Origin of the sequence: Perlucidibaca aquatica, assembly GCF_001676655.1 — a bacterium.
Taxonomy (GTDB): Bacteria; Pseudomonadota; Gammaproteobacteria; order Pseudomonadales; family Moraxellaceae; genus Perlucidibaca; species Perlucidibaca aquatica.
Window position 1 is genome coordinate 1 of sequence record NZ_LZDB01000001.1, and the last position, 26,104, is coordinate 26,104.

Sequence of the window (26,104 nt, forward strand, 5' to 3'; positions counted from 1 at the left end):
GGGGCGCATTATAGGGATGCCAAACGAGGTGTCAAACACCTTTTCACGAAACCTTCATCGTTCGCTCACTTTTCCGTCAAAAACGAACGAATCGTGTGTTTCATAAACGATTTACGACACGACAACCTTAGCAATCGCTTTCTTGCCCGCTTGAATGACATGGCTGTCACCCGCTTTCATAGCAAAGCCCTCCGGCGCAGGCTGACCATCAACAAAGACGGCCTTACGCTGAATCACGTCTTTTGCTGCTGCAGAGTTCTTGGTTAAACCTGCACGATTCAACACGGCCACCAAATGAATTTGCGACTCACCTTCTAGAAGGGAGATCGCCACGTCCGGCACATCAGCGGGAATCTCGCCTTTCTGCAGTACGTTGCCTGCTGCCTTGTGTGCACTAGCGGCTGCTTCTTCAGAGTGGAAACGGGTAATGATCTCTTCTGCGAGAAGGCGCTTAACTTCTTGCGGATTTCGTCCGGCCTCGACATCGGCTTGCAGCTGCGCAACTGCTTCAACGGTTTTAAAGCTCAGCAGCTCGAAGTAACGCCACATCACACTATCGGGAATCGACAACAGCTTTTGGTACATCTCCCCGGGCGAGTCCGTGACGCCGACGTAGTTACCCAAGGACTTGGACATTTTCTGCACGCCATCCAGACCTTCAAGAATGGGAACCGTGATACAGATTTGCGCGGGCTGACCATGACGGGCCTGCAAGGTTCGGCCCATTAATAGATTGAACTTCTGATCGGTGCCGCCCAGCTCCACATCCGCTTCTAGTGCAACGGAGTCATAGCCCTGCAAAAGAGGGTACAAAAACTCATGAATGGAAATGGGCTGCTGTGCTGCGAAGCGCTTACTAAAGTCATCGCGCTCCATCATCCGGGTTACGGTGTACTGCGCCGCGAGCTGAATCATGTCGGCAGCAGATTTTTTGCCCATCCATTCCGAATTGAAGACCACCCGTGTTTTCGCAGGATCTAAAATCTTAAAGACCTGCTCGGCGTAGGACTTGGCGTTCTCTGCCACCTGCTCGGCAGTGAGCGGCTTGCGTGTCACATTTTTGCCGGTCGGGTCGCCAATCATGCCCGTGAAGTCGCCGATCAAGAAAATGACTTCATGCCCGAGGTCTTGAAATACCCTGAGCTTGTTAATCAATACGGTATGCCCTAAGTGCAAATCAGGTGCCGTTGGATCAAAGCCAGCCTTAACTCTCAGTGGCCGACCTGTCTTTAATCGAGCTAACAGCTCATCGACTTGAATGATTTCTTCTGTACCGCGCTGAATTCGGGCGAGTTGCTGTTCCGGTGTCATTGCTTCTGCTCAAACAAAAATTTTCGCGATTCTATCACTGCTCATTCCGTGTGGCGTGATGTCGATTTCTTCCCAATACGGTAGGCTAATCGCTCAGTGAATTGAGCTAGAGGCTGCTGTGAGTATTTTCATGGGCGTGATGTCGGGCACGAGTGTTGACGCAATAGATGTCGTGATTGCCGACTGGTCCCACCCTAGCCAGCCTGCGTTAATTGCACGAGTCAGTCAAAGCTGGCCCGAGGACCTGCGTGCAAACATTTTGGCCATGGCCAGCGGCCAACTGGAGTCCATTGATGAGCTTGGCAAACTTGACCACCGCATTGCAGCAGAAACTGCTAAAGCATGCCTTAGCTGCCTCAATGAAGCTGGCCTAGCGGCCTCGCAAGTTACTGCCATTGGTTTTCATGGCCAAACGATTCGGCATAGGCCGACATTCACGCCAGCCTTCACGCTACAGCTGGGTGACGCGAACACGCTGGCAGAGCAGACAGGGATTGCTGTCGTCAGCGATTTCAGACGGCGCGACATGGCCGCAGGCGGACAAGGCGCCCCCCTGGTTCCAGCATTCCACGAACAGCTATTTGGCCATCATGCGGATTGCACCGTGGTGCTTAATTTGGGCGGAATCGCCAATATCACGATCATTCCAGCGAAAGGTGCAGGACAACCAACAGTAGGGTTTGATACGGGACCCGCGAATATGTTGCTGGATGCGTGGTGCCAACAACACACCGGTAGGCCTTTCGATGAGGGCGGCCAATGGGCGAGCACAGGTCAGGTTGATAACGCCTTACTACACCGCCTGTTGCAGCATCCATTCTTTCAACAAGCAGCACCGAAAAGTACGGGGCGCGAGCAGTTTGGTTTGGACTGGCTTAATGCGCAGCTAGCAGACGAGGCCCGAGCAATCTCTGCAGCCGATATACAAGCCACCCTGACTGAACTGACCGCTCTCTCGGTCTGTCAGAGCATCACGCAAACCGCTAAAGCGGAGACAGGCGCGCTCGTGGTTTGTGGTGGCGGAGCCTTTAATGATTTTTTGCTGGCACGACTCGCCCAGAACTTACCGAATTGGCAGGTTGCGAGTAGTGCGCGTAAAGGCATAGACCCGCAATGCGTGGAGGCCTTGGCATTTGCTTGGTTGGCGCGACAGACTGTGCTGGGTTTGGCGGGCAACTTACCGGCGGTGACAGGAGCGAAAGGCCCCCGCGTCTTGGGTGCCTATCATCCTGCCGGCTTAGGGCTAGTCATTGCTTAGTCGTGGATCAAATAGAAAACGAGGACCCACAGCCACACGTGGCCGTCGCGTTGGGGTTATGCACCACAAATTGCGACCCGTTCAAGCCTTCGACGTAATCAATTTCCGAGCCCACTAAATACTGAAAGCTCATGGGATCAACCAGCATGGTGACATCGCCATTCAGAAATAAAGAGTCGCCCTCTTTTTCGGCCTCATCAAACGTAAAGCCGTAGGAAAAGCCCGAGCAACCGCCACCTGTAATGTATACACGCAGTTTTAGGTTCTGATTGTCTTCACCAGCACGGAGTTTGCGTACCTTTTCGGCCGCCTTGTCACTCAGAACTAATGCCGCAGCTACATCACTCATTCACCAACACCTTCGGAAATAAACTCAGCGGATTATGCCGTATAACCAAGCAAAGTAGTCAACTATTCACGCTTATGCCGCTGGCTCTTTCACCACACTCAGTGTTGGCTTGGTCATAGGCTGCATTAAGCCGGTGACCTGACCACCCAACATCATCTCTAAGCTGTGATAATTCACCGTGCCAAAGACCTGAGCCTCGCTCGCAAGCTCAAGATGCTCATGACAAGTCAAATTCCCGCGCACCACTCCGTTAATCACGGCATTGGCGACATCAATATCGCCGACGATTTCACCATGCAGATGCAAACAGCCATCCTTCGCGACCACCTGCCCCTCAATGCGACCTTCCACGTGCAGCGCACCTTGAAAGTGGATATCGCCCTGAATGCGAGCCTGCTTGCTGATAAAGCTATGGTCTTTATAGGCGGATAAATCCGTCTTTTTTTGCTTCGGGTTAAACATAGAAAACCTCAAAATTAGCGGGATTGGAGTTCCCACTTATACCGTCGACTGATCGAGCCAGCGGCACTACGAACCTGAATGTCCACGCGCTCAGGAACGAAACCCGCAGGTAACGTCCACTCGCCACTGAACTGCTGATAATAACGAAATTGAAATCGAGGTGCAGGCATGTCTAACTTAATCACGCGGCCGCCCGCACTCGCGGTAGCAGAAACGGTCGCGCTGGTAGAAGAACCTGCCGCATTGCCACGAGTCACTAACAGACGATAGCGAACCTGTCCGGGACGCTTTGCAGGCAGCAACTCGAATTGCTCAATGGTCAATGAGTTTGCGCTGGATTGGGGAGCAGCCAGTCGCTTATAAAAAGCAATGCGATCTTCCAGCAACGCCAAGCTGGCGAGCAACTCCAAATTGTCTTCCTGCAGCCGTTCTGATCCCGCCTGAATGATGCTGCACTCTTTCAAACGAATGTCTGTCTGCAGCTCCATTGAGCGCAATTGCGTTGCACTGGATTTATTCAATTGCGATAACTGTTTAGCAACACCTGCTGCGGACTGGTGCACAGACCATCGCCCCGCCATAAATGCCAGTAACACGCAAACCAGCGCCAGCAAAATATAGGCGGCACGGGTTGAAAGTTGCCGCAAAGGGCTGACAGGCACCAGCATAATGCGCTGCAAGCGATCACGGCGACGCGGAGGTCTGGCCATTAGGGCAGCAATCCAATGTGACGAAGCCCTTCGGACTCATCAAAACCAAAGACAATATTCATGTTTTGCACCGCCTGCCCGGCTGCACCCTTCACTAAGTTATCAATCACGGAAAGAATGACAACGGTGTCGCCACCTTGTGGGCGAAACACAGACAGACGACAGGTATTGGCGCCTTTGACACTGCGTGTCTCGGGATGGCTACCCTGCGGCATCACATCCACAAAAGGTTCGTCGGCGTAGGCGGCTTCGTATAGCGCTTGCAAATCCACCGAGGTGTCGTTAACACGGGCATAAAGCGTGGCATGAATCCCACGAATCATCGGGGTTAAATGAGGCACGAATGTCAGCCCGACGGGCGCGCCATTCGCCTGCGCCAAACCTTGACGGATTTCGGGTAGGTGCCGATGCCCAGGCACCCCATAGGCCTTAAAGCTTTCACTAGTCTCGCATAGCAAGCTATGGACTTCTGCCTTCCTGCCCGCACCAGAAACTCCCGACTTCACATCGGCAATTAAGCTTTGCGTGTCACACAAGCCCGCTTTGATGAGGGGCAAGAAGCCCAACTGAACGGCAGTGGGGTAACACCCTGGGTTAGCCACCAAGCGCGCCTGGCGGACGGCATCGCGGTTGACCTCGGGAAGACCATACACAGCTTCGGCCAGCAACTCAGGGCACGCGTGTGGCATGCCATACCATTGCGCCCACGTGTGCTCATCTTTGAGTCGAAAATCCGCAGCGAGATCAATGACCTTCACACCGGCCGCCAGAAGAGCGGGAACTTGCTGCATGGCAATACCGTTGGGCGTAGCAAAAAACACCACGTCACAGGCCAGCAAACTATCAAGATCGGGGGCACTAAAGGCCAGGTCTACGTGTCCACGCAAATTGGGAAACATGCTGGCAACCGGCAAGCCGGCATCACCACGCGAGGTGATGACTTTAATCCGAACCTGCGGATGCTGAGCCAGCAAGCGCAGCAACTCGACACCGGTGTAGCCAGTGCCCCCGACAATTCCCACGTTAATCATGCGACGATGACTCCAGAGTGCTCAACAGGGTGAGCTACGGCAAAATAATAGCGCGATTATCCGAGAAGCCCCGCTGAGGAGCAAACACTCCGTTCGGTCTTTGGCTAGTAGCCGCCCGTGCCGGATATTGGCAGACTGCGAGCTATCGAAGGAGAAAACTATGCTGTGGTTAAAAGCGTTCCATATTATTGCCGTCGTTTGTTGGTTTGCAGGGCTTTTTTATCTGCCACGTTTGTTTGTTTACCATGTGCAAACGCTCGACGATGCGGGACATGAGCGCTTTGTTGTTATGGCTCGCAAGCTCTATCGCGGCATCATGTGGCCCTCGCTGGTACTAACCGTTGTGCTGGGCTTTGCCTTGCTCGTGGTTCAGTGGCCCGCCTGGCAAGGGCAAGGCTGGCTACATGCCAAATTAGTACTGGTGCTGGCTCTCATTATTTACCACCTAGCCTGTGGTCATTACCGTGTGCAACTCGCCGAGCGCCGATGCCAAAAGTCCCATGTATTTTTTCGCTTCTTTAATGAAGCGCCTGTGTTGGCCTTGGTGGCGATTGTCATCCTCGTTGTGGTGAAACCCTTCTGATGCGCCCGGTCACGTTATGCTTTTCGGGGCTAGACCCCTCGGGTGGCGCGGGCCTGCAGGCCGATATTGAGTCGATTTCAGCACTCGGTGGCCATGCTGCCGTTATTGCGACCGCACTGACCGTTCAGGACAGCCAACGCGTTTACGACTTCCAACTCACGGCCCCCGAATTTATGCGCGAACAGGCGTTGCGCGTCTTAGCCGACCTCCCCGTGGCGTGCATTAAATTGGGCATGCTGGGCTCAGCGGCGGCCGCGCGCACCGTCTTCGAAAGTCTCCATGCGTTCCGCCACCTGCCTGTTGTGTTAGACCCTGTGTTATCAGCAAATTCCGGGGGGAATTTGGCGCAACAAGACCTGCGCGACGCTCTGCTTGCCGCACTTCCTTTAACGACCATCATCACCCCCAACTCGGTAGAAGCGCGACTTCTCGCCGGTTGTGACGACCTCACTGAAGCCGTTGCGCGGCTCACCGAGGTCGGCGCCGAAAACATTTGGTTAAAAGGAGGGCACGAGCCCGGCGACCAGCTCATCAACCGTTTATATTGCAAAGGCGAACTAATGTTGAGGAGCAGCCTGCCTCGTCTTGAAGGCGAGTTTCACGGCTCGGGCTGCACATTGGCCGCGGCACTCGCCGCAGGCTTAGCGTCTGGCATGCCGTTGTTGGCCGCCGTTGAGCAGAGTCAACACTTTGTCACCGCAGCCCTAACGAAGGCCGATCGACCGCGCAATCAGGGTCAATGGCTACCTCGTCGCATTCATTCCGTGTGGAATGCCAACTCGTGATCCAAGGTCTGTACGCCATCACGGATTCACAACTCGGCGATCACTTGTTGGCTTCGGTGGCTGCCGCGCTCGCTGGGGGAGCGCGCGTCGTGCAATACCGAGACAAAATAGCAGACCGTCTTAACCCTGCCGATTTTGAGCGCGAACTGACGCGTCGGCTGGACGAGGCTTCGGCCCTACTCGCGCTGTGTCGCCAATATCAAGTTCCGCTACTCATTAATGATGATGTTGAGCTGGCTGCCCGCATTTCTGCCGACGGCGTTCACCTCGGGCAGAGCGATGGTCAGGTTGCCACCGCAAGGGCCCGCTTAGGCGAGCACGCCATCATTGGCGTGACCTGTCATAACCGTATTGAGTTAGCTCTACAAGCCGTACGTGACGGAGCAAGCTATGTCGCGTTCGGCGCCGTATTTGCCTCAGCCACAAAACCCCAGGCACAGCTTTGTTCGCTCGCCACGCTGCGTGCGGCGCGAGCACAATTAACCTTACCTTTAGTAGCGATAGGCGGCATTACGCCGGATAATGTGGCATCCGTTATTAACGCTGGCGCTGATGCGGTTGCGGTCATCGCCAACCTTTGGCAAGCCCCCGACATACGCCAACGCGCACAACAATTTTCTCAGGAGTTTATTCAGCCATGACCAGCAATCGTTCCGATCGTTTATTCGCTGCTGCATGCGAGGTCATTCCCGGCGGCGTCAATTCGCCGGTACGAGCGTTTCGTGGGGTCGGTGGCAATCCGGTATTTTTTGCCCGTGCTCAAGGCGCTTATTTATTTGACGCCGATGACCGCTGCTATATCGATTACGTCTGCTCTTGGGGGCCGGCGATTTTGGGTCATGCTCACCCGGAGGTGATTCGCGAAGTACAAGAGGCGGCCACACTCGGCCTCTCTTTTGGTGCGCCGACGGAAGTGGAAGTTGAAATGGCCACGCGCGTGCGTGAGTTAATGCCGAGCATGGAGCTGATCCGTATGGTCAGCTCCGGCACCGAAGCCACCATGAGCGCGATTCGACTCGCACGTGGTTATACGGGCCGCGATGTCTTGGTGAAGTTTGAGGGCTGCTATCACGGGCACTCCGATTCCTTGTTGGTTAAAGCGGGTTCCGGCGCGCTCACGCTCGGTGTCCCCAGCTCGGCCGGCGTACCCGACAGCCTCGCGGTCCATACCATTACCCTGCCCTACAACGACTTGGCGAGCGCTCAAGCCTTCTTTGCTGAGCGAGGGCATGAAGTGGCCTGTGTCATCGTAGAGCCGGTCGCGGGCAACATGAACTTGATTCCACCGCTGCCGGGCTTCCTGCAGGGCTTGCGTGAGATCTGTGATCGCTCCGGTGCAGTTCTCATTTTTGATGAGGTGATGACAGGTTTTCGTGTGGCCTTAGGTGGTGCTCAAGCTCTTTATGGTGTGACACCCGATTTAACCACCTTGGGCAAAATTATTGGCGGTGGCATGCCGGTCGGCGCCTTTGGCGGCAAGCGTGACATCATGGAATGCATCGCGCCTCTGGGCCCGGTGTATCAAGCCGGCACCCTGTCGGGCAACCCCATTGCCATGCGCGCTGGCCTCATGACATTAAAGCTCATTAGCCAGCCCGGCTTTCATGAGCAATTAAGTGCCAATACGCGCGCACTTTGTGACGGCCTAGAAGCTGCTGGGCGCGCCGCGGGCGTGGCCATCACCACGCATCAAGTGGGTGGCATGTTCGGTATCTTCTTTAATGACAAACCGGTGTGGTCTTACAGCGATACGATGGCCTGCGATGTCGAGCACTTCAAACGCTTTTTCCATGCCATGTTAGAAGAAGGCATTTATTTAGCCCCCTCGGCATTTGAAGCCGGCTTTGTCTCCATTGCACACACCAGTGCCGACATTGCCAATACCATCGCTGCCGCCGAGCGTGCCCTGCTGGCCACCCGCTAAATGATACGCCGGCCGCTGCTCTGGGCGCTGACACTGTCAGCGTTCGTGCACGCGTGCTGGTTCATTGATATCAATGTGTCGTGGCCTTGGCAAAAGGCTGCGGTCGATGAAGTAGTGGAGCGGAAAAAAGCAGAGGCCGTTAAACGCGTGAGGCTGGCCGCCAAGCCGGTAACGCAACGCAACGCAGTGATGCAAGTCACTTTGCTAAATGCTGTGTCCCCTACCGTCTCCTCACCCACATCGCCGCTCAAGGCAGCGCCTCCGACGCCCGCTGATAGCGTCAATGCAGCACCCTCTGCGGCCCCTCCTTCACCGGAGCAAACCTCGACGCCTGTGATCGCAGCCCCCGAACCTGACCTCACGTTTCCATTGTCTGTTTTGGCAAAGCAGCGCGCCCACTACTATGGCTTCACCATGGATTTAAGTCAGCAATGGCTCATGGAAGGCACGCGCTATGTCATTCGCAATGAAGCTCGAAAATTCGGCTTCAAAGCGGAGATTTTGAGTGAGGGCAACGTCGCTGTTGATGGCTTGCAGCCTGAGCGTTACCAACTTTCGTTGAACAACACACTGCGCAACTTCGCCCACTTTGATCGCGCGCAGAATCAGCTACTGCACGGCAAAGCGGGCAACCCGAAAGTCGCACCACTCACGGCCGATATGCAAGACATGGCCAGCCTTCCGTTTCATGTGGCGGTCACGTATGAAGGCACGGCTGACCGTAAATTAATGGTCACCACGGGCAGCTCGGTGTACGAAATTACCTTGCGCGTCGTGGCGGAAGAGACCCTGAAACTGCCAGGTGGCACGGTGAAAACCATACACCTGCAAGGCAATCGGACACGCAACGATGGCACGCGCCAAGAAGGCTACAATATTTGGCTGGCGCCGGCTTATCGCAACTTCCCTGTGCGCTTTAGCGGACCAGACAGCAAGGGGAATTTGCTGGAGATGTCGGTCAGCTCACTGGCTTTTGATGGCAAAAATGTATTTGGCAGCGATCTGCCGGCACTACCCGACAACGACGTACTCGAAGGTATCCCAGCGCAATTACAATCAGATCACTTGAACGACGCTGCCCCACCGCCTGTGACACCGCCCGCGCCCGAGCAAGTCGCACAGCCCCTAGCGCCGGAATAAGTTCAACACGCCATCCACCATGGAGTCGATGAAGGCAGGCACGCCGCCACTAGCACATGGGGTCTGCTCCGCAGGCAACGCTTTTGCAGAAACCGGGACTCGTAAAGCGCCACTACACGTTTCGGCGCTAAGACGTCCTGTGGCGACATCAATCCAAGGCCATGTAACCCCTTCTGGCATGGCAGGCATGGGCGCAACTGGTTGCAAGCGGTGCATGAACTCGACCCACACCGGCAACGCGCCCGTGCCGCCCGATAAGCCTATCGGCTGATTATCATCGCGGCCCAGCCAAACGACAGCCAAGGTGCGGCCAGCACTACCGGCAAACCAGCTATCCCTCATGTCGTTGGTTGTTCCCGTCTTACCCGCCAGCACCCAAGTGGAGGGCAGGCGCTGATAGGCCGGTGCACCCGTGCCCTGACGCATCACTTGCTGCATACCGTAATGCAGTAAGTAGGCATCTGCGGGGTCAATGATTTGTTGGCGTTCGCTAACGAACTGCTGCAAGGGGCGACCTTGAGCATCCAAGACAGCCACAATACTTTGTAACGGGGCGCGCACCCCGCCAGACAGCAAGGTTTGATACAGCTGTAGCACCTGCATCGGCGTTTGATTCAAGGCACCCAGCAGCAGTGACGGGTAGGGCTTGCTATCCACCTTCACGCCAACTTGCTGCAAAGTTTGCATAAACGCTGGCAAACCTAAGGTCATACCGAGACGGACAGACGCTTGGTTATAGGAGTGAGCTAATGCACTTTGTAGCGTTACCGTGCCATGACTTTGCTGGTCGTAGTTTTGCGGCTGCCACAGTTTGCCACCATCACTGACCACATCAACGGGCCCATCATCCACCGGAGAAGCCCACGTGTATTGCCCCGTACCCAAGGCCGTCAGATAGATTAGCGGCTTGAGCAGTGAACCGACTTGGCGCGACGCATCAATGGCGCGGTTGTAGCCAGTAAAGGTACCGGAGCCACCGACCAGCGCCCGCAATTCACCGGTTTGATTATCTGCGGCGACCACCACACCTTCGACCTTAGTTAGGCTGCGGCCCTGACCGCGTAGACGCTCAATGGTGCTCGCCAGCGCGCGCTCCGCCGCATTTTGCATACGCGGATCTAAGGTGGTGAAAATCTGCAAGCCTTGGCTGCTTAAATCCTCGGGCTGATAACTTTCACGCAGCTGACGCCGCACTAAATCGAGAAAGTCGGGGTACACATTGCTAGCAGCCGTGGGCTTCGCAATCACACCCAGCGGCATACGCATCGCCTGATCGCGAATAGGCGCGCTAATAAAGCCTTCGCGATACAAGTTATCCAGCACGATATTGCGGCGCTCGCGCGCGCGCTCGGGCTGACGTCGCGGGTTGTAATAAGACGGACCTTTCACCATACCCACAAGCAATGCCACTTGCGGCAAGGACAACTCAGCAATGGGTTGGCCAAAATAATACTGTGCCGCCAGCCCGAAGCCGTTCACAGAGCGCGACCCTTGCTGCCCGAGATTCACTTCGTTGAGGTAGGTTTCGAGAATTTCATTCTTTTCGTAATGCCATTCCAACAGCATCGCCATCAGCGCTTCATTTACCTTACGCCGCAGCGAGCGCTCGTCGGTTAAGTAGAAGTTTTTCACCAGCTGCTGTGTCAGTGTACTCCCCCCCTGACGCACGGCCCCACTGGTGAAATTGACCCACACGGCACGCATAATGCCGCGCACAGATATGCCAATGTGATGATAAAAACGCTGATCTTCCGTTGCGATTAAGGCGTCCACCAAATGCGGGGGCGCTTCCTTCAGTTGGATCAGCACGCGATCTTCATTTTGACTCGGGTAAATCCCGCCAATCACCATGGGTTCAAGTTGCACGCTCCCATTAGCACTGGGCAGCGTGCTAGCCAGAGAGCTGATGCGTTGATCGCTAAACTGTAGGCGCAGCACTTGGGCTGGCACCCGTTGCTGCTCCGCAAAGGCAAAGCCACGGGTATGCAAATAGAGGGTTTCATTGACTTGCGAGTAGGTGCCAGGGGTTGGTGCTCCGGTCAGCTCTCGGTAGTTGAGTGCAGACAGTTCACTTTTCACTTCGCTGAGACTTACCGGCAGACCCACCTGTAAAACCAGTGGTCTTGCGAATACTTTGGCCGGAATTGCCCAGCGCTTGCCTTCAAATTTTTCTCGAACAATGTCATTCAGGTGCATCACATAAGCACCCCCACCCACCAGTGTGATCAACGCCACAAGCATCATTAAAAGCACGATAGCCGGCTGGATGCGCTGCCAAAGACTGCGGGGTTTAGACACGATGTTCAGCACTCATAAACAAAAAGTGATGTGATTGTAACGATTGCTGAGCACCTGCGGTAATTTGCAGGATGGCGTTCCCTCGCAGCGTCTCTATAATGCGGGCGTTTTTCCACCGCTAAATAAAGAGAGACTTATGACAACGCGTTTTGATGTTTACGCCGTAGGCAATGCTTTGGTCGATCTTGAATATCGCGTGGAAGATTCCGTGCTACAACAGCTTGGCGTTGAGAAAGGTGTCATGACCTTAGCCGAAGCCGATGCGCAAGCCCGCCTACTCAGCGTGCTCGATACTCAGCACAGCCGCGAAAAGCAGGCCTGTGGTGGCTCTGCGGCCAACAGCATTATTGCCGCCAGCGCCTTTGGCAGCCGCTGCTTTTATAGCTGCAAAGTCGCTAACGACAGCCTCGGCGACTTTTATCGCCAAGACCTGCTGGCTGCTGGGGTTAGCACCAACCTGAAAGATCAGCGTCCTGATGGTGTTTCCGGCACGTGCGTGGTCATGGTCACACCCGACAGCGAACGCACCATGAATACCTATCTCGGCATTACCGCCGATGTATCGAGCGACGAACTAGACCTTGAGGCCTTACGCGCTAGTCGTTGGCTCTACATCGAAGGCTATTTAAGTACCTCGGAGAGCGCTCGCGCAGCCGTTGCCCTGGCTCGTCAAGAAGCACGAGCAGCGGGTGCGAAAATTGCCCTCACGTTCTCAGACCCTGCCATGGTTCAGTACTTCCAACCCCAGCTGCGTGAATTGCTGGGTGATGGCGTGGACCTGCTTTTTTGCAATGAATGGGAAGCCAAAGCCTTCGCCAACAGCGACGACCTCGATGTTGCTCTGACCGCCTTACGTGCCGTCGCTCAAACCGGCGTATTAACTCGCGGCGCTGAAGGTGCTTGGGCCTGGACGCAACACGCCATTCTGGAGCTCCCAGCCATTCCCACTAAAGCGATTGATACCCTCGGCGCGGGCGATAGCGTTGCTGGCGCCGTGCTTCATGGCCTCAGCCAAGGCTGGACACTTGAGCAGAGCACACGCTTGGCATTAAAAACCGCCAGCGCCGTCGTCAGTCAATATGGCCCGCGCCTCGCCCTTAGTCAGTACCGCGAACTGCTAGAGGCATCCGCATGAGCTTTCGTCTGTGTGCGCTTAATGCACTGGAGGAAAATGTTGGGCGGAGCTTTCGCTCACCCGCCGGCGAGGTGATTCTGGTGCTGCGGGATGCCAATGTGTATGCCTGGCAAAATATTTGCCCACACTTAGGCATCAACTTGGAGTTTAATCCCGACGAATTCATGGATTGCGAACAACACTATCTGGTGTGCAGCAATCATGGTGCCTTGTTTCAAGTGGAAGACGGCCTATGCGTTTCAGGGCCTTGCCATGGCGAGGCCTTGTTGCCCGTTCCCATTCGCATTGAAGACGGCGAAATTTACGTGGCCGATAGCGCCAGTACGACTAATTAAGCAGAGAGCGTTTGCGCCATTCCGTAGCCTCTGTTATAGATTCCTGATTGCTTTTTGAGAGATGAACATGGCTACCCGCACCAGCGAAAAACCCGCAAGCAGCGCCAAAAAGAAAGCCGTGGTTGGAAATGGCTTAATTTATGGTCTAGCTCCCTATAAAGAAGTGAAGGGCGAAGACTATATGTCGTTGCCGCAGCGTGATCACTTCCGCAACATTTTGATCGCTTGGAAACAAGAGCTCATGCAAGAAGTGGATCGCACTGTTCACCACATGCAAGATGAGTCGGGCAGCCTGCCAGATCCCAATGACCGCGCTACGCAAGAAGAAGAGTTTTCGCTGGAGCTACGCACCCGCGATCGTGAGCGCAAGCTGATCAAGAAGATTGACTCAACACTTGAGCGCATTGAGAAAGATGACTACGGCTATTGCGACGACTGTGGCGTCGAAATTGGTATTCGTCGCCTAGAGGCTCGCCCCACTGCCACCCTCTGCATCGACTGCAAGAGCTTGCAAGAGATCAAAGAGAAGCAACTTCTCGGCGGTTAACGCCATCTGCCCTGCATCGGTTGGTCGCTTTGCACCGTCCCCCACGGGACGGTTGCATGCGGGCTCCTTACTGGCTGCCGTCGGCAGTTACGTTCACGTCAAATACCACGGCGGGCAATGGCTAGTCCGGATCGAGGACATAGACCCTCCACGCACCGAGCCCGGCGCCAGCGACGACATACTGCAAACGCTAAATCAACACGGCCTCCTGCACGACGGCCCCGTGCTATTCCAGAGCCAGCGTAGCGAAGCCTATGAGTCCGCACTTCAGCAGTTACTGAACCAAGACCTGCTCTATCCGTGTCGTTGCTCTCGGGCACAGCTGCTGGAGCATGCGCGACTGCATCACTACCCCATGGCGCGCAGCCTCTGTACCGGCACCTGCGATGTACGCGGCGCAACACTCACTAGCGCAGATACTGCATGGCGCTTGCGAACAGAGATGGCCGGTGAAATCCAGTTTCAAGATGCGCTGAGGGGCACACTGACTAGTTCGCTGCATCAAGAGGTGGGTGACTTTGTCTTGAAGCGGCGGGATGGTTTATACGCCTATCAACTGGCCGTAGTTTTGGATGACGAGGCCTCACGGGTCACCGAGGTGGTGCGCGGTGTAGACCTGCTCGACAATACCGCTCGCCAATGCTGGCTGATGCAATGCCTTAATTTTGCACGACCAAGCTACCTGCATTTACCCTTAGTAACTGCCGCCAACGGGCAAAAGCTGTCCAAACAGAACCACGCGCCTGCGCTCAATCCGAATACACCCAGTCGTAACCTGTGGCATGCCTTAGCTGCACTGGGTCAAACGCCGGAGCCCGCCCTACTCCATGCCTCTCCGCCTGAAATACTGGCCTGGGCGTGTGCAAACTGGCATCCCGAGCGCATACCGCATCCTGACAGCATTCAGCAAAACTGTTACCTTGCGTAACACTGCTTACGGGGTCGTGCATGTATATTGATCGCCTAATTCTTTTGTTTGTCGCTGGCGCATTTCTACTGTCACCCATCGTTATTGACTGGTGGAGTGCCAACGGCAGCGCTTGGTATCGCCCCTTTGTGATCTGGGCGCTGCTGATCGTACTGGCCCTGTGGATCGCTCGCAGCCGAGACCTCAATGATCTTTAGCCCCGGCACTTTATTCGGCCTCAGCGTCGCCTACCTTGGCCTGTTGTTTTTGTTGGCGCATGCCAGTGAAAAAGGCTGGTTGCCGCTGCGTTGGGTTCGTCATCCTGCGGTTTATACCTTGTCCCTTGGCGTTTTTATCAGCTCGTGGGGCCTCTACGGCGTGGTCCAATTCGCGGCTGATTTTGGCTACAACTTTCTTGCGTTTTACATGGGCATAGCGGGCGCTTTTTTAGTCGCACCCATGTTTTTGCAGCCCCTGCTTCGCCTTGCAAAAACCCATCAATTGCACTCGTTGCCTGACCTGTTGGCCTTCCGATTTCGCAGCCAAGGTGTTGGCAGCACGGCCACATTAGCCATTTTAGTGGGCGTCATGCCGCTGTTAACGGCACAAATGCAAACCATGGCGGACCTCGTTTTTATTGTGACGGGCGGGCACAGCACGCGCAGCATGGGCGCTTTTTTCTGCGCCGTACTTATCTGCTTCACGCTGCTCTTTGGCACCCGCCAGCGCAATAGCCGAGGGTTGAGCCATGATGGCCTAGTGGTTGCTATTGCCGCTGAGTCCTTAATCAAACTCATTGCCATGCTGGCTGTTTCGGCTTATGCGTACTTTTCCATCCTGGGCGGTGAGCAAGGCCTGAATCAATGGCTGCAAAGCAACCCCGAAGCCCTGCAGCAAATGTATCAACCCCTGCAAGGCGGGTACTGGCACAGCTTGCTCTTACTTTTTTTCTTTGCAGCGGTCGTCGTGCCCTGCATGTATCAAATGGCCTTTACCGAGAATCGTGAACCACGCGACCTGGTCACCGCGAGCTGGGGCGTGCCCCTGTATTTTCTTCTAATGGCATTGGGCATTCCGGTCCTGCTTTGGGCCGGCGAAGCCTTGCAGCTCAAGTTACCGGCTACGTATTACAGCCTTGGTATCACCCTACAATCCGGCTCGCCGTGGATGACACTCACTCTATTCCTGGGCACGTTAGCGGCCTCCAGTGGCATTTTGATTGTGACCACGCTGGCGCTCGCCAACATGCTGCTCAATCACGTCCTACTCCCTATTAGCGGCCTTTCCACGGGCGATAACCTTTATGAGCGCACGCTAAATCAACAACGCCTGCTGATTATTTGCATTCCATCCGCCGCTTTCTTACTGTCCTGGCTGCCGGCTCTACGCCCTGACAGCACGGAAATGTCGATGTTGTCGTTTGTTGCCACCATCCAACTCGCCCCCAGTATGCTGGCACTCTTGTTTTGGCCTCGCGCCACCAGTACCGGCGTACTCATAGGCCTCGCCGCTGGCATCCTTATTTGGTTTTTTACGCTCGCATTGCCAGCATTCTTTATGCCAGCACTCGACGCCAGTGCCTGGCTAGGCCTTGAGGTCAGTAACCAGCTAGGCCACTGGCAAGCCATGGGGTTGATCGCCACGCTGGCCAATATTGGCTGCATGTTGGGTTTCTCGTTATTAAGCGCGCAGAGTAGCGACGACAAAGAAATCGCCGAGGCTTGCTCCGTGGATAATCTGCGTAGCCCGCTGCGCTGGGGCCTAAATGCCGACTCTACGGAAGCCTTTATTGCCGCCCTCTCGCCCTCGCTTGGACCAGTCACTGCCGAACGCGAAGTGAAGATGGCGCTTCAGGATCTTGGCCTAAAGCTCGATGAACGCAGACCCTATGCGCTACGACGACTACGCGAGCAACTGAGTGCGAATTTATCGGGCCTGCTCGGCCCCAGCATGGCGCAGGAACTCTTGGATGAGCATTTACCGCATAAAATTGTGGCCAATTCGCCCGGCGACGACATTCACTACATTGAACTTCGACTCGAAGAGTACCGCGACAAACTGTCTGGCCTAGCCGGTGAGCTGGATTTACTCCGCCGCTTTCACCGACAAACGCTGCATGACCTCCCCTTGGGGGTTTGCACCCTCGCCGGTGATCTGGAAATCATGAGCTGGAATCACGCCATGATGCAGATCACGCACTGTGCCGACACACAAATGATCGGGGCACGACTTGAAGATCTGCCCTCCCCATGGAGCACACTGTTTGCTGATTTCTTGCTAAACCCTAGCTCGCAGCAGCTACGAACACGCATCGAAATTGAAGGCCAAGTGCGTTGGTTGAATTTGCATCGCGCCGTCATTGGTGATGCTGCCGGCAGCCAAGTGTTAGTCATGGAAGATGTCAGCGCTCTACACCAGCTCGAATCACGCCTTCAGCATGCCGAGCGCTTAGCCGCGATTGGTCGCTTAGCGGCTGGCGTTGCCCACGAAATTGGCAATCCCATCACAGGCATTGCTTCGTTAGCTCAGAATTTACGCGCCGAGTATCCCGCAGAACACGAAGTCCATGAGACGGCACAAAGTATTTTGGAGCAGACCCAGCGGGTTAGCCGGATTGTTCAGAGTCTGGTTGGCTTCTCTCGCACTGAACATCACGCTCGGGGCGAGTTTGAAGCCGTGCCGCTAGCCGCCGTGATGGCCGAAGCTGTTCACCTGCTTAAGCTGTCACCCGAGGCGCGCTTCGCGGAGTTCGACAATCAAATTCGAGATACCGTTTTTGTCCGAGGCGATGCTCAGCGACTTTGCCAAGTGTTTATTAACATACTGAGCAACGCCCGCGATGCCAGCACGCAAAAGGGCTTGGTCATCTTGCGGGCTGCTCGACATGGCAACCATGTCCGTATCGAAATTGAAGACTTCGGTCATGGCCTGCCAGATGGCGACATTCGCGCCAACCTGTTCGAGCCCTTCGTGACCACCAAGCCGCCCGGAAAAGGTACCGGCCTCGGTCTCGCGCTCGTTCACGGCATCATTGAGGCACATCAAGGACGAATTCAGCTCATCGATAAACGCGACTACGATCAAGGCCAGGGCGTGATTGTGCAAATTTTATTACCGTGGGCGAGTACGCCCGCGGCGTTAGTTGAGGATACTTCGTCGTGAACCATGTGTTGATCGTAGATGACGAGGCCGTCATTCGTAGCAGCTTAAAGCGTTTGCTTGAGCGTCATGGTTATCAAGTGAGTCTTGCCGGTAGTGTAGAAGAGGCCTTGGCAGGTGCACCGCTCGACACCTACTCCCTCATCATTTCAGACCTGCGCTTACCGGGTGCAGCGGGCATTTCTTTAATCTCGAAGGCACAAGAAACACCGGTTCTGATTATGACTAGCTTTGCCAGCATTCGTTCTGCCGTCGATGCAGTACGTGCAGGGGCGGCTGATTACATCGCCAAGCCGTTTGATCATGACGACATGCTGCTGACCATCGATCGTATTCTACGAGAACGCCTTTTACGCCGGCAGAATGCTGCCCTGCAAATGACCGTGGCCGCTAGTCAGCCCGACAGCGGCATCATTGGTAATTGTGAGGCGATGCAGCAACTGCATCGGCGCATAGCGCGCGTCGCACCGCTAAACACCACCGTCCTGATTCATGGTGAATCGGGCACGGGCAAGGAACTCGTTGCCCGCGCCTTGCATGAGCAAAGCCCTCGACGCCAGGCGCCACTCATCTCCGTGAATTGCGCGGCCATTCCTGAGTCGCTTATTGAGTCCGAACTGTTTGGCCATGAAAAAGGGGCCTTTACGGGTGCGCAACAACTCCGCAAAGGCTTAGTTGAAGCCGCGGATGGCGGCTCACTCTTTCTCGATGAAATCGGCGAACTGCCACTGGATGCTCAAGCTCGACTGCTACGACTTTTGCAAGAAAAAGAAGTCCGCCGCTTAGGTGCCACTCAGTCGCGGACTATTGATGTGCGCTTGATCGCCGCGACCCATCGCAACCTGAAACAAATGGCCAGCATGGGTCAATTTCGTGAGGATCTGTTCTTCCGATTAAACGTGGTTGAGCTTAACTTGCCACCGCTCCGGGAACGGGGCGACGATATTTTAGACATTGCACATGCGCTACTTAAACGCACCATTGGCCGCTTAGGTAGCACCTCGCTGCACTTCAGCTCCGCCGCCGTCACAGCCATGAGTCTCTACCATTGGCCCGGCAATATTCGCGAGCTAGAAAACGCCATTGAGCGTGCCGTCATTCTTTGTGAAGGCCCTGAAATTTCGCCGGAATTGTTGGCCATCGATTTTCCGCGACAAGCGGTCACGTTAGTGACCGAGACACTTTCGGCTCAGGAACCACCCGCTGGTTTGTCACTTGAGGACTATTTTCAACATTTTGTCCTTGAGCATCAGGATCAAATGTCGGAAACGGAGCTTGCACAGAAGCTGGGTATTAGCCGTAAAACCTTGTGGGAAAGACGCCAGCGACTGGGTATACCGCGTAAGCGCGGCAGCGAGCCGATCTAGCCATTTCGTTACCTAACTACACAATAGTGTTACCCAAGTAACAAGAATGCCTACTCACTTCATCAATCCGACAAGTGGCAGGTATTCAAGCCATTGATTATATTGGTAAATAAAATTTCCGATAGTTGGCACGCGCCGTGCTATTGATTATCAGCGAGAAAAACAAAAATACATCGCACAGCTTCCCGTTAGAGGAAGCATCAAAAAACGCACCGGCCCGGACGCTAGATTGCAAATGCCAGGATGCTCAGGCAACAAAAATAACTCATGCCTCGAATAATAAGATGGCCATAAGCCACGCACCGTTCAGCGACCGCGGGAGGTAACCCCTCCCGCATTGCCTCCTTCCCCAAGCCTTCAATCCCTGCACAGTTACTGCTCAATCTTGCTATCATCCGCGCACATTGTTTTATACCGAGTGCATGTATGTTGAAAGGTTGGTTGGATCGCTGGCGTGGACGCGGCAAAACCATTAGTCGCTTAAAGCCCGTGATCATTCCGCGAGACCATCATGCTGTCTCCCGCCGTGATATCAGTAGCGTTGCCGTTAAAACACTGTATCGGCTTCATGATGGTGGCTATCAAGCCTTCCTGATTGGCGGGGGTGTTCGCGACGTGCTATTGGGCATGCAGCCCAAAGATTTCGATATCGCCACGAGTGCCACTCCGGAGCAGGTCAAACAATTATTTGGCAATCAATGCCAGATCATTGGCCGACGCTTTCGTTTAGCGCATGTTCGTTGGGGCCGAGAGGTCATTGAAGTCGCCACCTTCCGGGCACATCACAGCGAAGGCGATGCACAGAGTGCCAAAACAAATGCTGAAGGCTTGATCCTCCGCGACAATGTCTGGGGCAATATTGAAGAAGACGCTGCGCGTCGAGACTTCACCATCAATGCCATTTATTACAACATTGCCGACTTTAGCTTATGGGACTTTGCCCATGGCATGAAAGACCTCAATGCGCGTGTTTTAAGGCTGATTGGCGACCCTACGACTCGCTATCGCGAAGACCCTGTTCGCATGCTTCGCGCCATTCGTTTTGCGGGAAAGCTGGGCTTTACGATCGAAGATAAAACGGCACAGGCCATCTCCGAGCTAGCCTACTTACTGGAAGATGTTTCCTCACACCGACTCTACGATGAATGCCAAAAGCTCTTTTCGGCCGGCTACTCCTTGCCTGTTCTCGACTTATTGCACGAGTTCGGGCTATTCGATGCCTTGTTCCCTGAAGCCGATCTGTTCCCCAACGACACACTGTGGCAGCTCACGGCAGAAAGCACCGATGAACGCGTAGCAGAAGGCAAGGGCATTAACCCAGCCTTCTTTTATGCCGCCATGCTATGGGGCGTTGTCCAGGATCGTCAGCAAGCGCTTCAAAATAATGGCATCCCACCGGTTCCCGCCTGGCAGCAAGCTAGCCAGCAGGTGCTCGCCATTCAGCATGCACGCACCGCTATCCCTCGTCACATCAGCCAGGCCATTCGTGACATTTGGGAAATGCAGCCTAAGCTGGAACAACCTCGCCCACGACAAGTTGAAGCTACCGTGCAAAGTGAGCGCTTCCGCGCCGCGTATGACTTTTTAGTCTTGCGCGAGTTAGCCGGCGAGGAGACCTCGGGCATGGGTGCGTGGTGGACACGCTGGCAAGATGCCGACCCCGGCCTACGCGCCGAAATGGCTCGCGCCTTGGACGATAAGCCAGCGGCAGCCAAGAAAAAGCGTCGGCGCAAGCCCAGCAGCAATGCTTAACCATCGCTGCGCCATCGGCCTGGGTGGCAATCTCGACGATGCTGTAGCGACGCTTATCGATGCCGCCAAGGCCTTATCCAGCCATCCCGACTGCCAATTCGTGGCTGCGTCGAAACTGTATCGCAGTGCAGCTATTGGGCCTGAAGGCCAACCGGACTATGCCAATGCCGTGCTGCTGCTCAACACCGCACTAGATGCATGGGCACTACTGGACGTGCTGCAGCAACAAGAGCAGCTGGCGGGGCGCGTCCGTGACATTCGCTGGGGCGCTCGCACGCTAGACCTTGATATCCTTCTGTTTAATCAGGAGGCGATTCAAGATAGTCGCCTAACCGTTCCCCATGCGGAGTTATGGCACCGTGCCTTTGTGCTACTGCCCTTATTGGATGTGCAATCAGAAACGGCTTGGCCTTCTCAACTGAATATTGCTACTCGTCTTGAAGACCCTAAGCTAAGCACACAGATTATTTCACGCTGGCTTGACCCTCGCTGGGACACGGCCTGCAATGAACTTCGCCTGCACTCAAGGAGCAGCTAATGAAAGCCATTACGATGAATACGCTTCGGAACCTAAAACAAACCGGCGAAAAGTTTTCTGTGCTCACTTGTTACGACGCAACCTTTTCAGCGGCTATGGCGCGTGCAGAAGTCGAAGTCATTTTGATTGGTGACTCACTTGGCATGGTTCTTCAAGGCCACACCTCTACACTGCCCGTGACCATTGAAGACATGGCCTACCACACGGCGGCTGTTGCACGCGGCAATCAAGTCTCTCTGCTCATGGCAGACATGCCTTTTATGTCTTATGCCAGCCTAGATACCGCGTTGACTAACGCTGCCTTGCTGATGCGTGCAGGCGCACACCTCGTCAAGCTTGAAGGCGGAGCCTGGCTAGCCGAAACCGTGACGCAACTTACCCGTGGCGGCATACCAGTCTGCATTCACCTCGGCTTAACACCGCAATCGGTTAACGTGATGGGTGGCTATCGCGTGCAAGGCCGAGATGATGCCGCCGCGCAACAATTGCTGGACGACGCATTAGCTGTGCAGGCCGCAGGCGCTGTCATGCTGCTGTTAGAGTGCGTCCCTGCTTCCTTGGCCGCACGCGTTCAACAAGCGCTCAGCATCCCGGTGATAGGTATCGGTGCTGGCCTGAATTGCGACGGCCAAGTATTAGTCATGCATGACATGCTGGGCTTGCATGCAGGCAAGCCCGCTCGTTTTGTTAAAGACTTCCTGGTTAGCGGTGACGGCACCATTGAGGGCGCGTTCAAAGCTTATGTTCAGTCCGTGAAAAGTGGGCAATACCCCGCTGAAGAACACACGTTTCAATAATTCGCAGGCAATAATTCGCAGGAAAGCCATCCGTTATGAAGATTGAAAACTCCATTCAAGGCGTTCGTGCCGCGTTAAACCAAGCGCGCAAAGCCGGAAAATCTATCGCATTTGTACCCACGATGGGCAATCTACACAGTGGCCATATCGCATTAGTTCTCAATGCCAAGCGTCGTGCAGACTTTGTGGTAAGCAGCGTTTTCGTTAATCCCACGCAGTTTGGCGTGAATGAAGACTTTGCTAGTTACCCGCGCACTCTCGATAGTGATGCCAACTTACTGGCCGAAGCTGGCTGCGATATTTTATTCGCGCCTAATGCTGAAGAAATGTATCCCGATGGTCGTCAGCAGGCGACCACTGTACAAGTGGCAGGGATCACTGAGTTCCTATGCGGTGCATCTCGACCCGGCCACTTCACTGGCGTTGCCACTGTTGTCACTAAGCTTTTGAACATCATTCAGCCAGACATGGCACTTTTTGGTGAAAAGGATTATCAGCAACTCGCTGTCATTCGCAGACTGGTCACTGAGCTTTGCATCCCCACCAACATTATTGCCATACCCACTCATCGTGCGGATGACGGCCTCGCACTGAGCTCACGCAATGGCTATCTCTCCAGTGATGAACGCGCAAAGGCTCCGTTGATTTATCAAACCCTAACTCAGCTTCAGTCCGCCATTTTGAGCGGTCAGCGTGATTATGCTTCTTTAGCTCACGCAGCGAGCTCACACCTGAACAAGTGTGGCTTCCAGACAGACTATGTGGAAATTCGTGCGGCGAATCTCGATTCTGCTACAGAAAGCGACTCCGACCTTGTCATTTTGGTTGCTGCATACCTAGGAAAAACACGTTTAATCGACAATCTAGCCTTTTCCTTAGCCTGATCACGTTGGTATTCCTGTGATTTGTCTAAGGACAATGATTGAACCGCGAGTCATCTTGCGGCAAAATGGCGCGCCCGCGGGGAGCCAAACGTTTACGTTAGCTTTCTCGCCCCTGTTTACTGCTGTGCGGAGGTAACGCTCATGCAATGCATCATGCTCAAAGCCAAGCTACATCGGGCCTGTGTGACTCATGCCGAGTTAGATTACGAGGGATCGTGTGCTATTGATGGCGATCTACTGGATTTAGCTGGCATTCGTGAATACGAGCAAATCCAGATTTATAACGTCGCCAATGGTGAGCGTTTTACCACTTACGCTATTCGCGCTGAGTCTGGTTCGAAAATGATTTCCGTGAATGGTGCAGCCGCTCACAAGGCTCAGCCAGGTGATCGCGTCATTATTTGTACTTATGCACAATTTGAGCAGACAGAGCTAGCCAGCTTTGAGCCTCGCTTGGTTTATTGCAACATTGATAACTCTGTCAGCCACAGTGCTAACGCGATTCCAGTACAAGTCGCCTAAACACGTCGCTACGCTAAAGCCGGCTATATGCCGGCTTTTTTATTGCTCCACATTTGCTGAATAAAATGACGCCCAATAAAAAGCCGACCTTGAGGTCGGCTTTTTATTACTTAGAACAACTTAGCTACCCAGCATGGCATCCAGCGATGCACGCCATTCGGCACCATGTTCAACTAAGAGTTGACCACCGTACACAACCGTCAGCAAGCCAATCGCCAAGACCACAACTGGCAAGATCCAGCGTTCGTATCGATAGTAGAAGGACTTGTTAGCCACTTCTGCATCTGCTTCATCCATGACCTTCTCACCAACCACCATACGAACCAAGAGCTGGTTGAGCGCCACGGGTGGCGACAAATAGCCCAGCTCGAAAGCTGTCAGTACGATCATCCAGAAGTGGACCGGATCAATGCCGTTGCTGTAGGCCACGGGCGCGATGGTTGCAGAGACCAAGATCACGGCACCAAACGGATCCATAACCATACCAATGAACACCAACAGACCCATCATGATGGTGAGCGCCAACCAGATGTTACCGAAGTTCTCTGGAACGTTTTCCATCAAGCCTGAACGCTCAATCACACCACCCACGGAAACCGAGAGTGCCATGAGCATGATCAAAGCACCGATATGCCCAATCGTTTCATTGGTTGCAAATCGAACGGCGCCTTCCAAACCTACGCGGCGCTCAGCTTCAGGGTTGTTGATAACGGCAACCGCTTTCGGCTCACGACGCATTTTGTCGAAGATGACGATGAACAACATGATCACCGGCAGCATCACTGGTGCAGTAAATTCATCGAGCTTGGTATCGAGGAAGTACTGGTAAGCCTGTACGACGGCCACCACGATAACAATGTAAGGCGAGACCGGAACCAGTGCACGAGCCGCACCACGGAGTGCTACACCCATATCGGTTGGCTGGCTCTTGCCTTCACGCAGATACAGCGAGATCAGGAAGAAAATGGTAGAGGTCAACAGGAATACGGAAACACCCCAGCCATAGAGCTCATTGGTGGTTACCTGCTTGTTCAATGCGGCGATCAATACAATCAGCAAGCACGGACGAAGCACAACACCGAGGGAGCCGGACATGGCCGCTGCAGCCAAGGCGTACTGACGACGCGCGCCCGACTGCAAGACTTCCTTATAAACAATCGCACCCGCTGCAATAACGAAAATACCTGACGCGCCGGTATAGGCTGTAGGAATCGCCGCAGCAACCAAGATAACCCAAGTCAGCGTTTCTGGTGAAAAGTTAAACGGACGCACAACATCCATAAACAGGTGTACGACACGCGTTTGCTTCAACAACATACCGGCCCAAATATAGAGCGCTAAGTTGAGGAAGATACCCGAGTACTCCAGCAACTGACCCAGGTAAATGGCCAGACCTGCAGCATGACCTTCGCCCAAGAATGAGATGGACGAAGTAATTGCCATGAAAGCATACAGTGGGATGGAGAGCAGACCTAAGCCCCAGCTGCCACCCTCTTCAGCATCAACGGGTGGCCGCAGCAAACGAACCACACTGATAGCCGTTAGCACCGCAAATAGGGCAATCATGATGTAGTTCAGAATGGGCTTTTCAACCGGGATACCCGAACTCAACAACACATTGTTGTAGTAGTAGTAGCTAGAGAAAAGACCCAGACCATTGGCAATGACCATCGAAACGCCATAAACCGGGAAGTCCTTCTTATAGCGCGGTGGTCGCAGACCAATGTGATGCGTACCCAGCGTCGTCGTTACCGCTGCAATTGCAAACATCACCAATAAAAGCAATGGTCGGTTTTCGGTACCAAACTTAAAAATACCGAAGAAGCCCGTTTCAATCGCACGGAACGCTTTAACTTTCGGCGTAATATTTTTAACGATGCCTTCATACATCGTGTTTTTCTCAATGCAAAGCGCCTTGGCTTTTTCCATTGAGTCACGAATAGCCGCAGGATCTTGCGGCTCTGAAGCAAAGAGAGCATCTAGCGGATCATCTGAGACAGTAGCGGGTGCTGCTGCCTGGGCGGCAACAGCCGCGTCGATATCCATATTGGGGTCACAATCCGGCTTAGTCGGATCGGCTCGCAACATGAAGTACTGAATATTGTTGGCAGGGTCACCGAACATGCGTTCGCCCATGCGCAAAAGCTGACCGTGGAACATTTCCCCGGTGCCAATGATTAGCGTCAACAGCAGTAAACACATTACCGGCAGGCTGGAAAACCATTCCAATCCACTGCGGTTGAGGAAGAGCGGCTTGTTATTCATTTTTAGCTTCCTTGAAGAATGAAAACGCCAGAGTCTCATTAGACT

The 26,104-nt window shown here is 54.3% G+C and carries 25 protein-coding genes; 18 read left to right on the forward strand and 7 right to left on the reverse strand.

Going from position 1 to position 26,104, the window contains the following annotated elements; translation table 11 throughout:
* Positions 1 to 111 precede the first annotated feature (111 nt).
* A complete protein-coding gene (gene tyrS, locus A8710_RS00005; protein ID WP_068857403.1) occupies positions 112 to 1,311 on the reverse strand; it encodes a tyrosine--tRNA ligase in 1,200 nt (399 codons plus the stop codon).
* A 118-nt stretch (positions 1,312 to 1,429) separates the two neighbouring features.
* Here tyrS and A8710_RS00010 point away from each other — a divergent pair, with 118 nt between their 5' ends.
* Positions 1,430 to 2,569 carry an anhydro-N-acetylmuramic acid kinase gene (locus tag A8710_RS00010; protein ID WP_227512970.1) on the forward strand — a complete coding sequence of 380 codons (1,140 nt, stop codon included), beginning with the start codon at positions 1,430 to 1,432 and terminating at the stop codon, positions 2,567 to 2,569.
* A 7-nt stretch (positions 2,570 to 2,576) separates the two neighbouring features.
* Here the strand turns inward: A8710_RS00010 and erpA are convergent, their stop codons facing one another.
* The 4 genes from erpA to argC form a co-directional block, all read right to left on the reverse strand.
* Positions 2,577 to 2,918 (reverse strand): iron-sulfur cluster insertion protein ErpA, encoded by a 342-nt coding sequence (erpA, locus tag A8710_RS00015; RefSeq protein WP_068857405.1) that lies wholly within the window; start codon positions 2,916 to 2,918, stop codon positions 2,577 to 2,579.
* 72 nt (positions 2,919 to 2,990) lie between these two features.
* Positions 2,991 to 3,380, reverse strand: a complete 390-nt coding sequence (locus A8710_RS00020) for a bactofilin family protein (protein ID WP_068857406.1) — start codon at positions 3,378 to 3,380, stop codon at positions 2,991 to 2,993.
* 14 nt (positions 3,381 to 3,394) lie between these two features.
* Positions 3,395 to 4,090: a DUF6776 family protein gene (locus A8710_RS00025; RefSeq protein ID WP_068857407.1), complete on the reverse strand. Its 696-nt coding sequence runs from the start codon at positions 4,088 to 4,090 to the stop codon at positions 3,395 to 3,397.
* Positions 4,090 to 5,121, reverse strand: coding sequence for an N-acetyl-gamma-glutamyl-phosphate reductase (gene argC, locus A8710_RS00030; protein WP_068857408.1), 1,032 nt, complete (start codon positions 5,119 to 5,121; stop codon positions 4,090 to 4,092). Before argC ends, A8710_RS00025 begins: the two co-directional genes overlap by 1 nt.
* A gap of 160 nt (positions 5,122 to 5,281) precedes the next feature.
* Between argC and hemJ the strand changes: the two genes are divergently transcribed.
* From hemJ to A8710_RS00055, 5 genes are read left to right on the forward strand one after another with little or no spacing between them, the layout of a single operon-like run.
* Positions 5,282 to 5,704 carry a protoporphyrinogen oxidase HemJ gene (hemJ, locus tag A8710_RS00035; RefSeq protein WP_068857409.1) on the forward strand — a complete coding sequence of 141 codons (423 nt, stop codon included), beginning with the start codon at positions 5,282 to 5,284 and terminating at the stop codon, positions 5,702 to 5,704.
* Positions 5,704 to 6,489, forward strand: a complete 786-nt coding sequence (gene thiD, locus A8710_RS00040) for a bifunctional hydroxymethylpyrimidine kinase/phosphomethylpyrimidine kinase (RefSeq protein WP_068857410.1) — start codon at positions 5,704 to 5,706, stop codon at positions 6,487 to 6,489. The genes hemJ and thiD overlap by 1 nt, the downstream gene beginning before the upstream one ends.
* Entirely contained in the window at positions 6,444 to 7,130 is a 687-nt protein-coding gene (gene thiE / locus A8710_RS00045) for a thiamine phosphate synthase (RefSeq protein WP_068857411.1), read from the forward strand. The genes thiD and thiE overlap by 46 nt, the downstream gene beginning before the upstream one ends.
* Positions 7,127 to 8,413 carry a glutamate-1-semialdehyde 2,1-aminomutase gene (gene hemL, locus A8710_RS00050; RefSeq protein ID WP_068857412.1) on the forward strand — a complete coding sequence of 429 codons (1,287 nt, stop codon included), beginning with the start codon at positions 7,127 to 7,129 and terminating at the stop codon, positions 8,411 to 8,413. The genes thiE and hemL overlap by 4 nt, the downstream gene beginning before the upstream one ends.
* The gene (locus A8710_RS00055) at positions 8,414 to 9,553 is read left to right on the forward strand and encodes a DUF3108 domain-containing protein (RefSeq protein WP_068857413.1); all 1,140 of its coding nucleotides are present in this window, start codon (positions 8,414 to 8,416) and stop codon (positions 9,551 to 9,553) included. It begins immediately after the preceding gene.
* Here the strand turns inward: A8710_RS00055 and mrcB are convergent.
* Complete coding sequence (mrcB, locus tag A8710_RS00060) at positions 9,539 to 11,851, reverse strand: penicillin-binding protein 1B (RefSeq protein WP_068857414.1); 2,313 nt, start codon at positions 11,849 to 11,851, stop codon at positions 9,539 to 9,541. The genes A8710_RS00055 and mrcB overlap by 15 nt on opposite strands.
* Before the next feature lie 136 nt (positions 11,852 to 11,987).
* Between mrcB and A8710_RS00065 the strand changes: the two genes are divergently transcribed.
* From A8710_RS00065 to panD, 12 genes are all read left to right on the forward strand, one after another.
* A complete protein-coding gene (locus A8710_RS00065) occupies positions 11,988 to 12,986 on the forward strand; it encodes an adenosine kinase (RefSeq protein ID WP_068857415.1) in 999 nt (332 codons plus the stop codon).
* Positions 12,983 to 13,321 (forward strand): Rieske (2Fe-2S) protein, encoded by a 339-nt coding sequence (locus A8710_RS00070; protein ID WP_068857416.1) that lies wholly within the window; start codon positions 12,983 to 12,985, stop codon positions 13,319 to 13,321. Before A8710_RS00065 ends, A8710_RS00070 begins: the two co-directional genes overlap by 4 nt.
* Before the next feature lie 67 nt (positions 13,322 to 13,388).
* On the forward strand, positions 13,389 to 13,868 hold the full coding sequence (gene dksA, locus A8710_RS00075) for an RNA polymerase-binding protein DksA (RefSeq protein WP_068857417.1): 480 nt from the start codon (positions 13,389 to 13,391) through the stop codon (positions 13,866 to 13,868).
* A 4-nt stretch (positions 13,869 to 13,872) separates the two neighbouring features.
* Positions 13,873 to 14,796: a tRNA glutamyl-Q(34) synthetase GluQRS gene (gene gluQRS / locus A8710_RS00080; protein ID WP_068857418.1), complete on the forward strand. Its 924-nt coding sequence runs from the start codon at positions 13,873 to 13,875 to the stop codon at positions 14,794 to 14,796.
* Positions 14,797 to 14,816: 20 nt separating this feature from the next.
* Positions 14,817 to 14,993, forward strand: a complete 177-nt coding sequence (locus A8710_RS12285; RefSeq protein WP_198341579.1) for a hypothetical protein — start codon at positions 14,817 to 14,819, stop codon at positions 14,991 to 14,993.
* A complete protein-coding gene (locus A8710_RS00085; RefSeq protein ID WP_068857419.1) occupies positions 14,983 to 17,937 on the forward strand; it encodes an ATP-binding protein in 2,955 nt (984 codons plus the stop codon). Before A8710_RS12285 ends, A8710_RS00085 begins: the two co-directional genes overlap by 11 nt.
* Entirely contained in the window at positions 17,934 to 19,301 is a 1,368-nt protein-coding gene (locus A8710_RS00090) for a sigma-54-dependent transcriptional regulator (protein WP_068857420.1), read from the forward strand. Before A8710_RS00085 ends, A8710_RS00090 begins: the two co-directional genes overlap by 4 nt.
* A gap of 426 nt (positions 19,302 to 19,727) precedes the next feature.
* Positions 19,728 to 21,053, forward strand: a complete 1,326-nt coding sequence (gene pcnB / locus A8710_RS00095; protein ID WP_068857421.1) for a polynucleotide adenylyltransferase PcnB — start codon at positions 19,728 to 19,730, stop codon at positions 21,051 to 21,053.
* Positions 21,046 to 21,591, forward strand: coding sequence for a 2-amino-4-hydroxy-6-hydroxymethyldihydropteridine diphosphokinase (gene folK, locus A8710_RS00100; RefSeq protein ID WP_068857422.1), 546 nt, complete (start codon positions 21,046 to 21,048; stop codon positions 21,589 to 21,591). The genes pcnB and folK overlap by 8 nt, the downstream gene beginning before the upstream one ends.
* Positions 21,591 to 22,388 carry a 3-methyl-2-oxobutanoate hydroxymethyltransferase gene (panB, locus tag A8710_RS00105; RefSeq protein ID WP_068857423.1) on the forward strand — a complete coding sequence of 266 codons (798 nt, stop codon included), beginning with the start codon at positions 21,591 to 21,593 and terminating at the stop codon, positions 22,386 to 22,388. Before folK ends, panB begins: the two co-directional genes overlap by 1 nt.
* Before the next feature lie 35 nt (positions 22,389 to 22,423).
* Positions 22,424 to 23,272 (forward strand): pantoate--beta-alanine ligase, encoded by an 849-nt coding sequence (panC, locus tag A8710_RS00110; RefSeq protein WP_068857424.1) that lies wholly within the window; start codon positions 22,424 to 22,426, stop codon positions 23,270 to 23,272.
* A gap of 141 nt (positions 23,273 to 23,413) precedes the next feature.
* Positions 23,414 to 23,794 (forward strand): aspartate 1-decarboxylase, encoded by a 381-nt coding sequence (gene panD / locus A8710_RS00115; RefSeq protein WP_068857425.1) that lies wholly within the window; start codon positions 23,414 to 23,416, stop codon positions 23,792 to 23,794.
* Positions 23,795 to 23,914: 120 nt separating this feature from the next.
* Here the strand turns inward: panD and A8710_RS00120 are convergent, their stop codons facing one another.
* The gene (locus tag A8710_RS00120; protein ID WP_068857426.1) at positions 23,915 to 26,059 is read right to left on the reverse strand and encodes a TRAP transporter large permease subunit; all 2,145 of its coding nucleotides are present in this window, start codon (positions 26,057 to 26,059) and stop codon (positions 23,915 to 23,917) included.
* Positions 26,060 to 26,104 lie beyond the last annotated feature (45 nt).

Excerpts from the sequence above, each read along its gene's own strand:
- tyrS (WP_068857403.1), bottom strand. The coding sequence starts at position 1,311 with ATGACACCGGAACAGCAACTCGCCCGAATTCAGCGCGGTACAGAAGAA.
- erpA (WP_068857405.1), bottom strand. The coding sequence starts at position 2,918 with ATGAGTGATGTAGCTGCGGCATTAGTTCTGAGTGACAAGGCGGCCGAA.
- A8710_RS00020 (WP_068857406.1), bottom strand. The coding sequence starts at position 3,380 with ATGTTTAACCCGAAGCAAAAAAAGACGGATTTATCCGCCTATAAAGAC.
- A8710_RS00025 (WP_068857407.1), bottom strand. The coding sequence starts at position 4,090 with ATGGCCAGACCTCCGCGTCGCCGTGATCGCTTGCAGCGCATTATGCTG.
- argC (WP_068857408.1), bottom strand. The coding sequence starts at position 5,121 with ATGATTAACGTGGGAATTGTCGGGGGCACTGGCTACACCGGTGTCGAG.
- hemJ (WP_068857409.1), top strand. The coding sequence starts at position 5,282 with ATGCTGTGGTTAAAAGCGTTCCATATTATTGCCGTCGTTTGTTGGTTT.
- thiD (WP_068857410.1), top strand. The coding sequence starts at position 5,704 with ATGCGCCCGGTCACGTTATGCTTTTCGGGGCTAGACCCCTCGGGTGGC.
- thiE (WP_068857411.1), top strand. The coding sequence starts at position 6,444 with ATGGCTACCTCGTCGCATTCATTCCGTGTGGAATGCCAACTCGTGATC.
- hemL (WP_068857412.1), top strand. The coding sequence starts at position 7,127 with ATGACCAGCAATCGTTCCGATCGTTTATTCGCTGCTGCATGCGAGGTC.
- A8710_RS00055 (WP_068857413.1), top strand. The coding sequence starts at position 8,414 with ATGATACGCCGGCCGCTGCTCTGGGCGCTGACACTGTCAGCGTTCGTG.
- A8710_RS00065 (WP_068857415.1), top strand. The coding sequence starts at position 11,988 with ATGACAACGCGTTTTGATGTTTACGCCGTAGGCAATGCTTTGGTCGAT.
- A8710_RS00070 (WP_068857416.1), top strand. The coding sequence starts at position 12,983 with ATGAGCTTTCGTCTGTGTGCGCTTAATGCACTGGAGGAAAATGTTGGG.
- dksA (WP_068857417.1), top strand. The coding sequence starts at position 13,389 with ATGGCTACCCGCACCAGCGAAAAACCCGCAAGCAGCGCCAAAAAGAAA.
- A8710_RS12285 (WP_198341579.1), top strand. The coding sequence starts at position 14,817 with ATGTATATTGATCGCCTAATTCTTTTGTTTGTCGCTGGCGCATTTCTA.
- A8710_RS00085 (WP_068857419.1), top strand. The coding sequence starts at position 14,983 with ATGATCTTTAGCCCCGGCACTTTATTCGGCCTCAGCGTCGCCTACCTT.
- pcnB (WP_068857421.1), top strand. The coding sequence starts at position 19,728 with ATGTTGAAAGGTTGGTTGGATCGCTGGCGTGGACGCGGCAAAACCATT.
- folK (WP_068857422.1), top strand. The coding sequence starts at position 21,046 with ATGCTTAACCATCGCTGCGCCATCGGCCTGGGTGGCAATCTCGACGAT.
- panB (WP_068857423.1), top strand. The coding sequence starts at position 21,591 with ATGAAAGCCATTACGATGAATACGCTTCGGAACCTAAAACAAACCGGC.
- panC (WP_068857424.1), top strand. The coding sequence starts at position 22,424 with ATGAAGATTGAAAACTCCATTCAAGGCGTTCGTGCCGCGTTAAACCAA.
- panD (WP_068857425.1), top strand. The coding sequence starts at position 23,414 with ATGCAATGCATCATGCTCAAAGCCAAGCTACATCGGGCCTGTGTGACT.
- A8710_RS00120 (WP_068857426.1), bottom strand. The coding sequence starts at position 26,059 with ATGAATAACAAGCCGCTCTTCCTCAACCGCAGTGGATTGGAATGGTTT.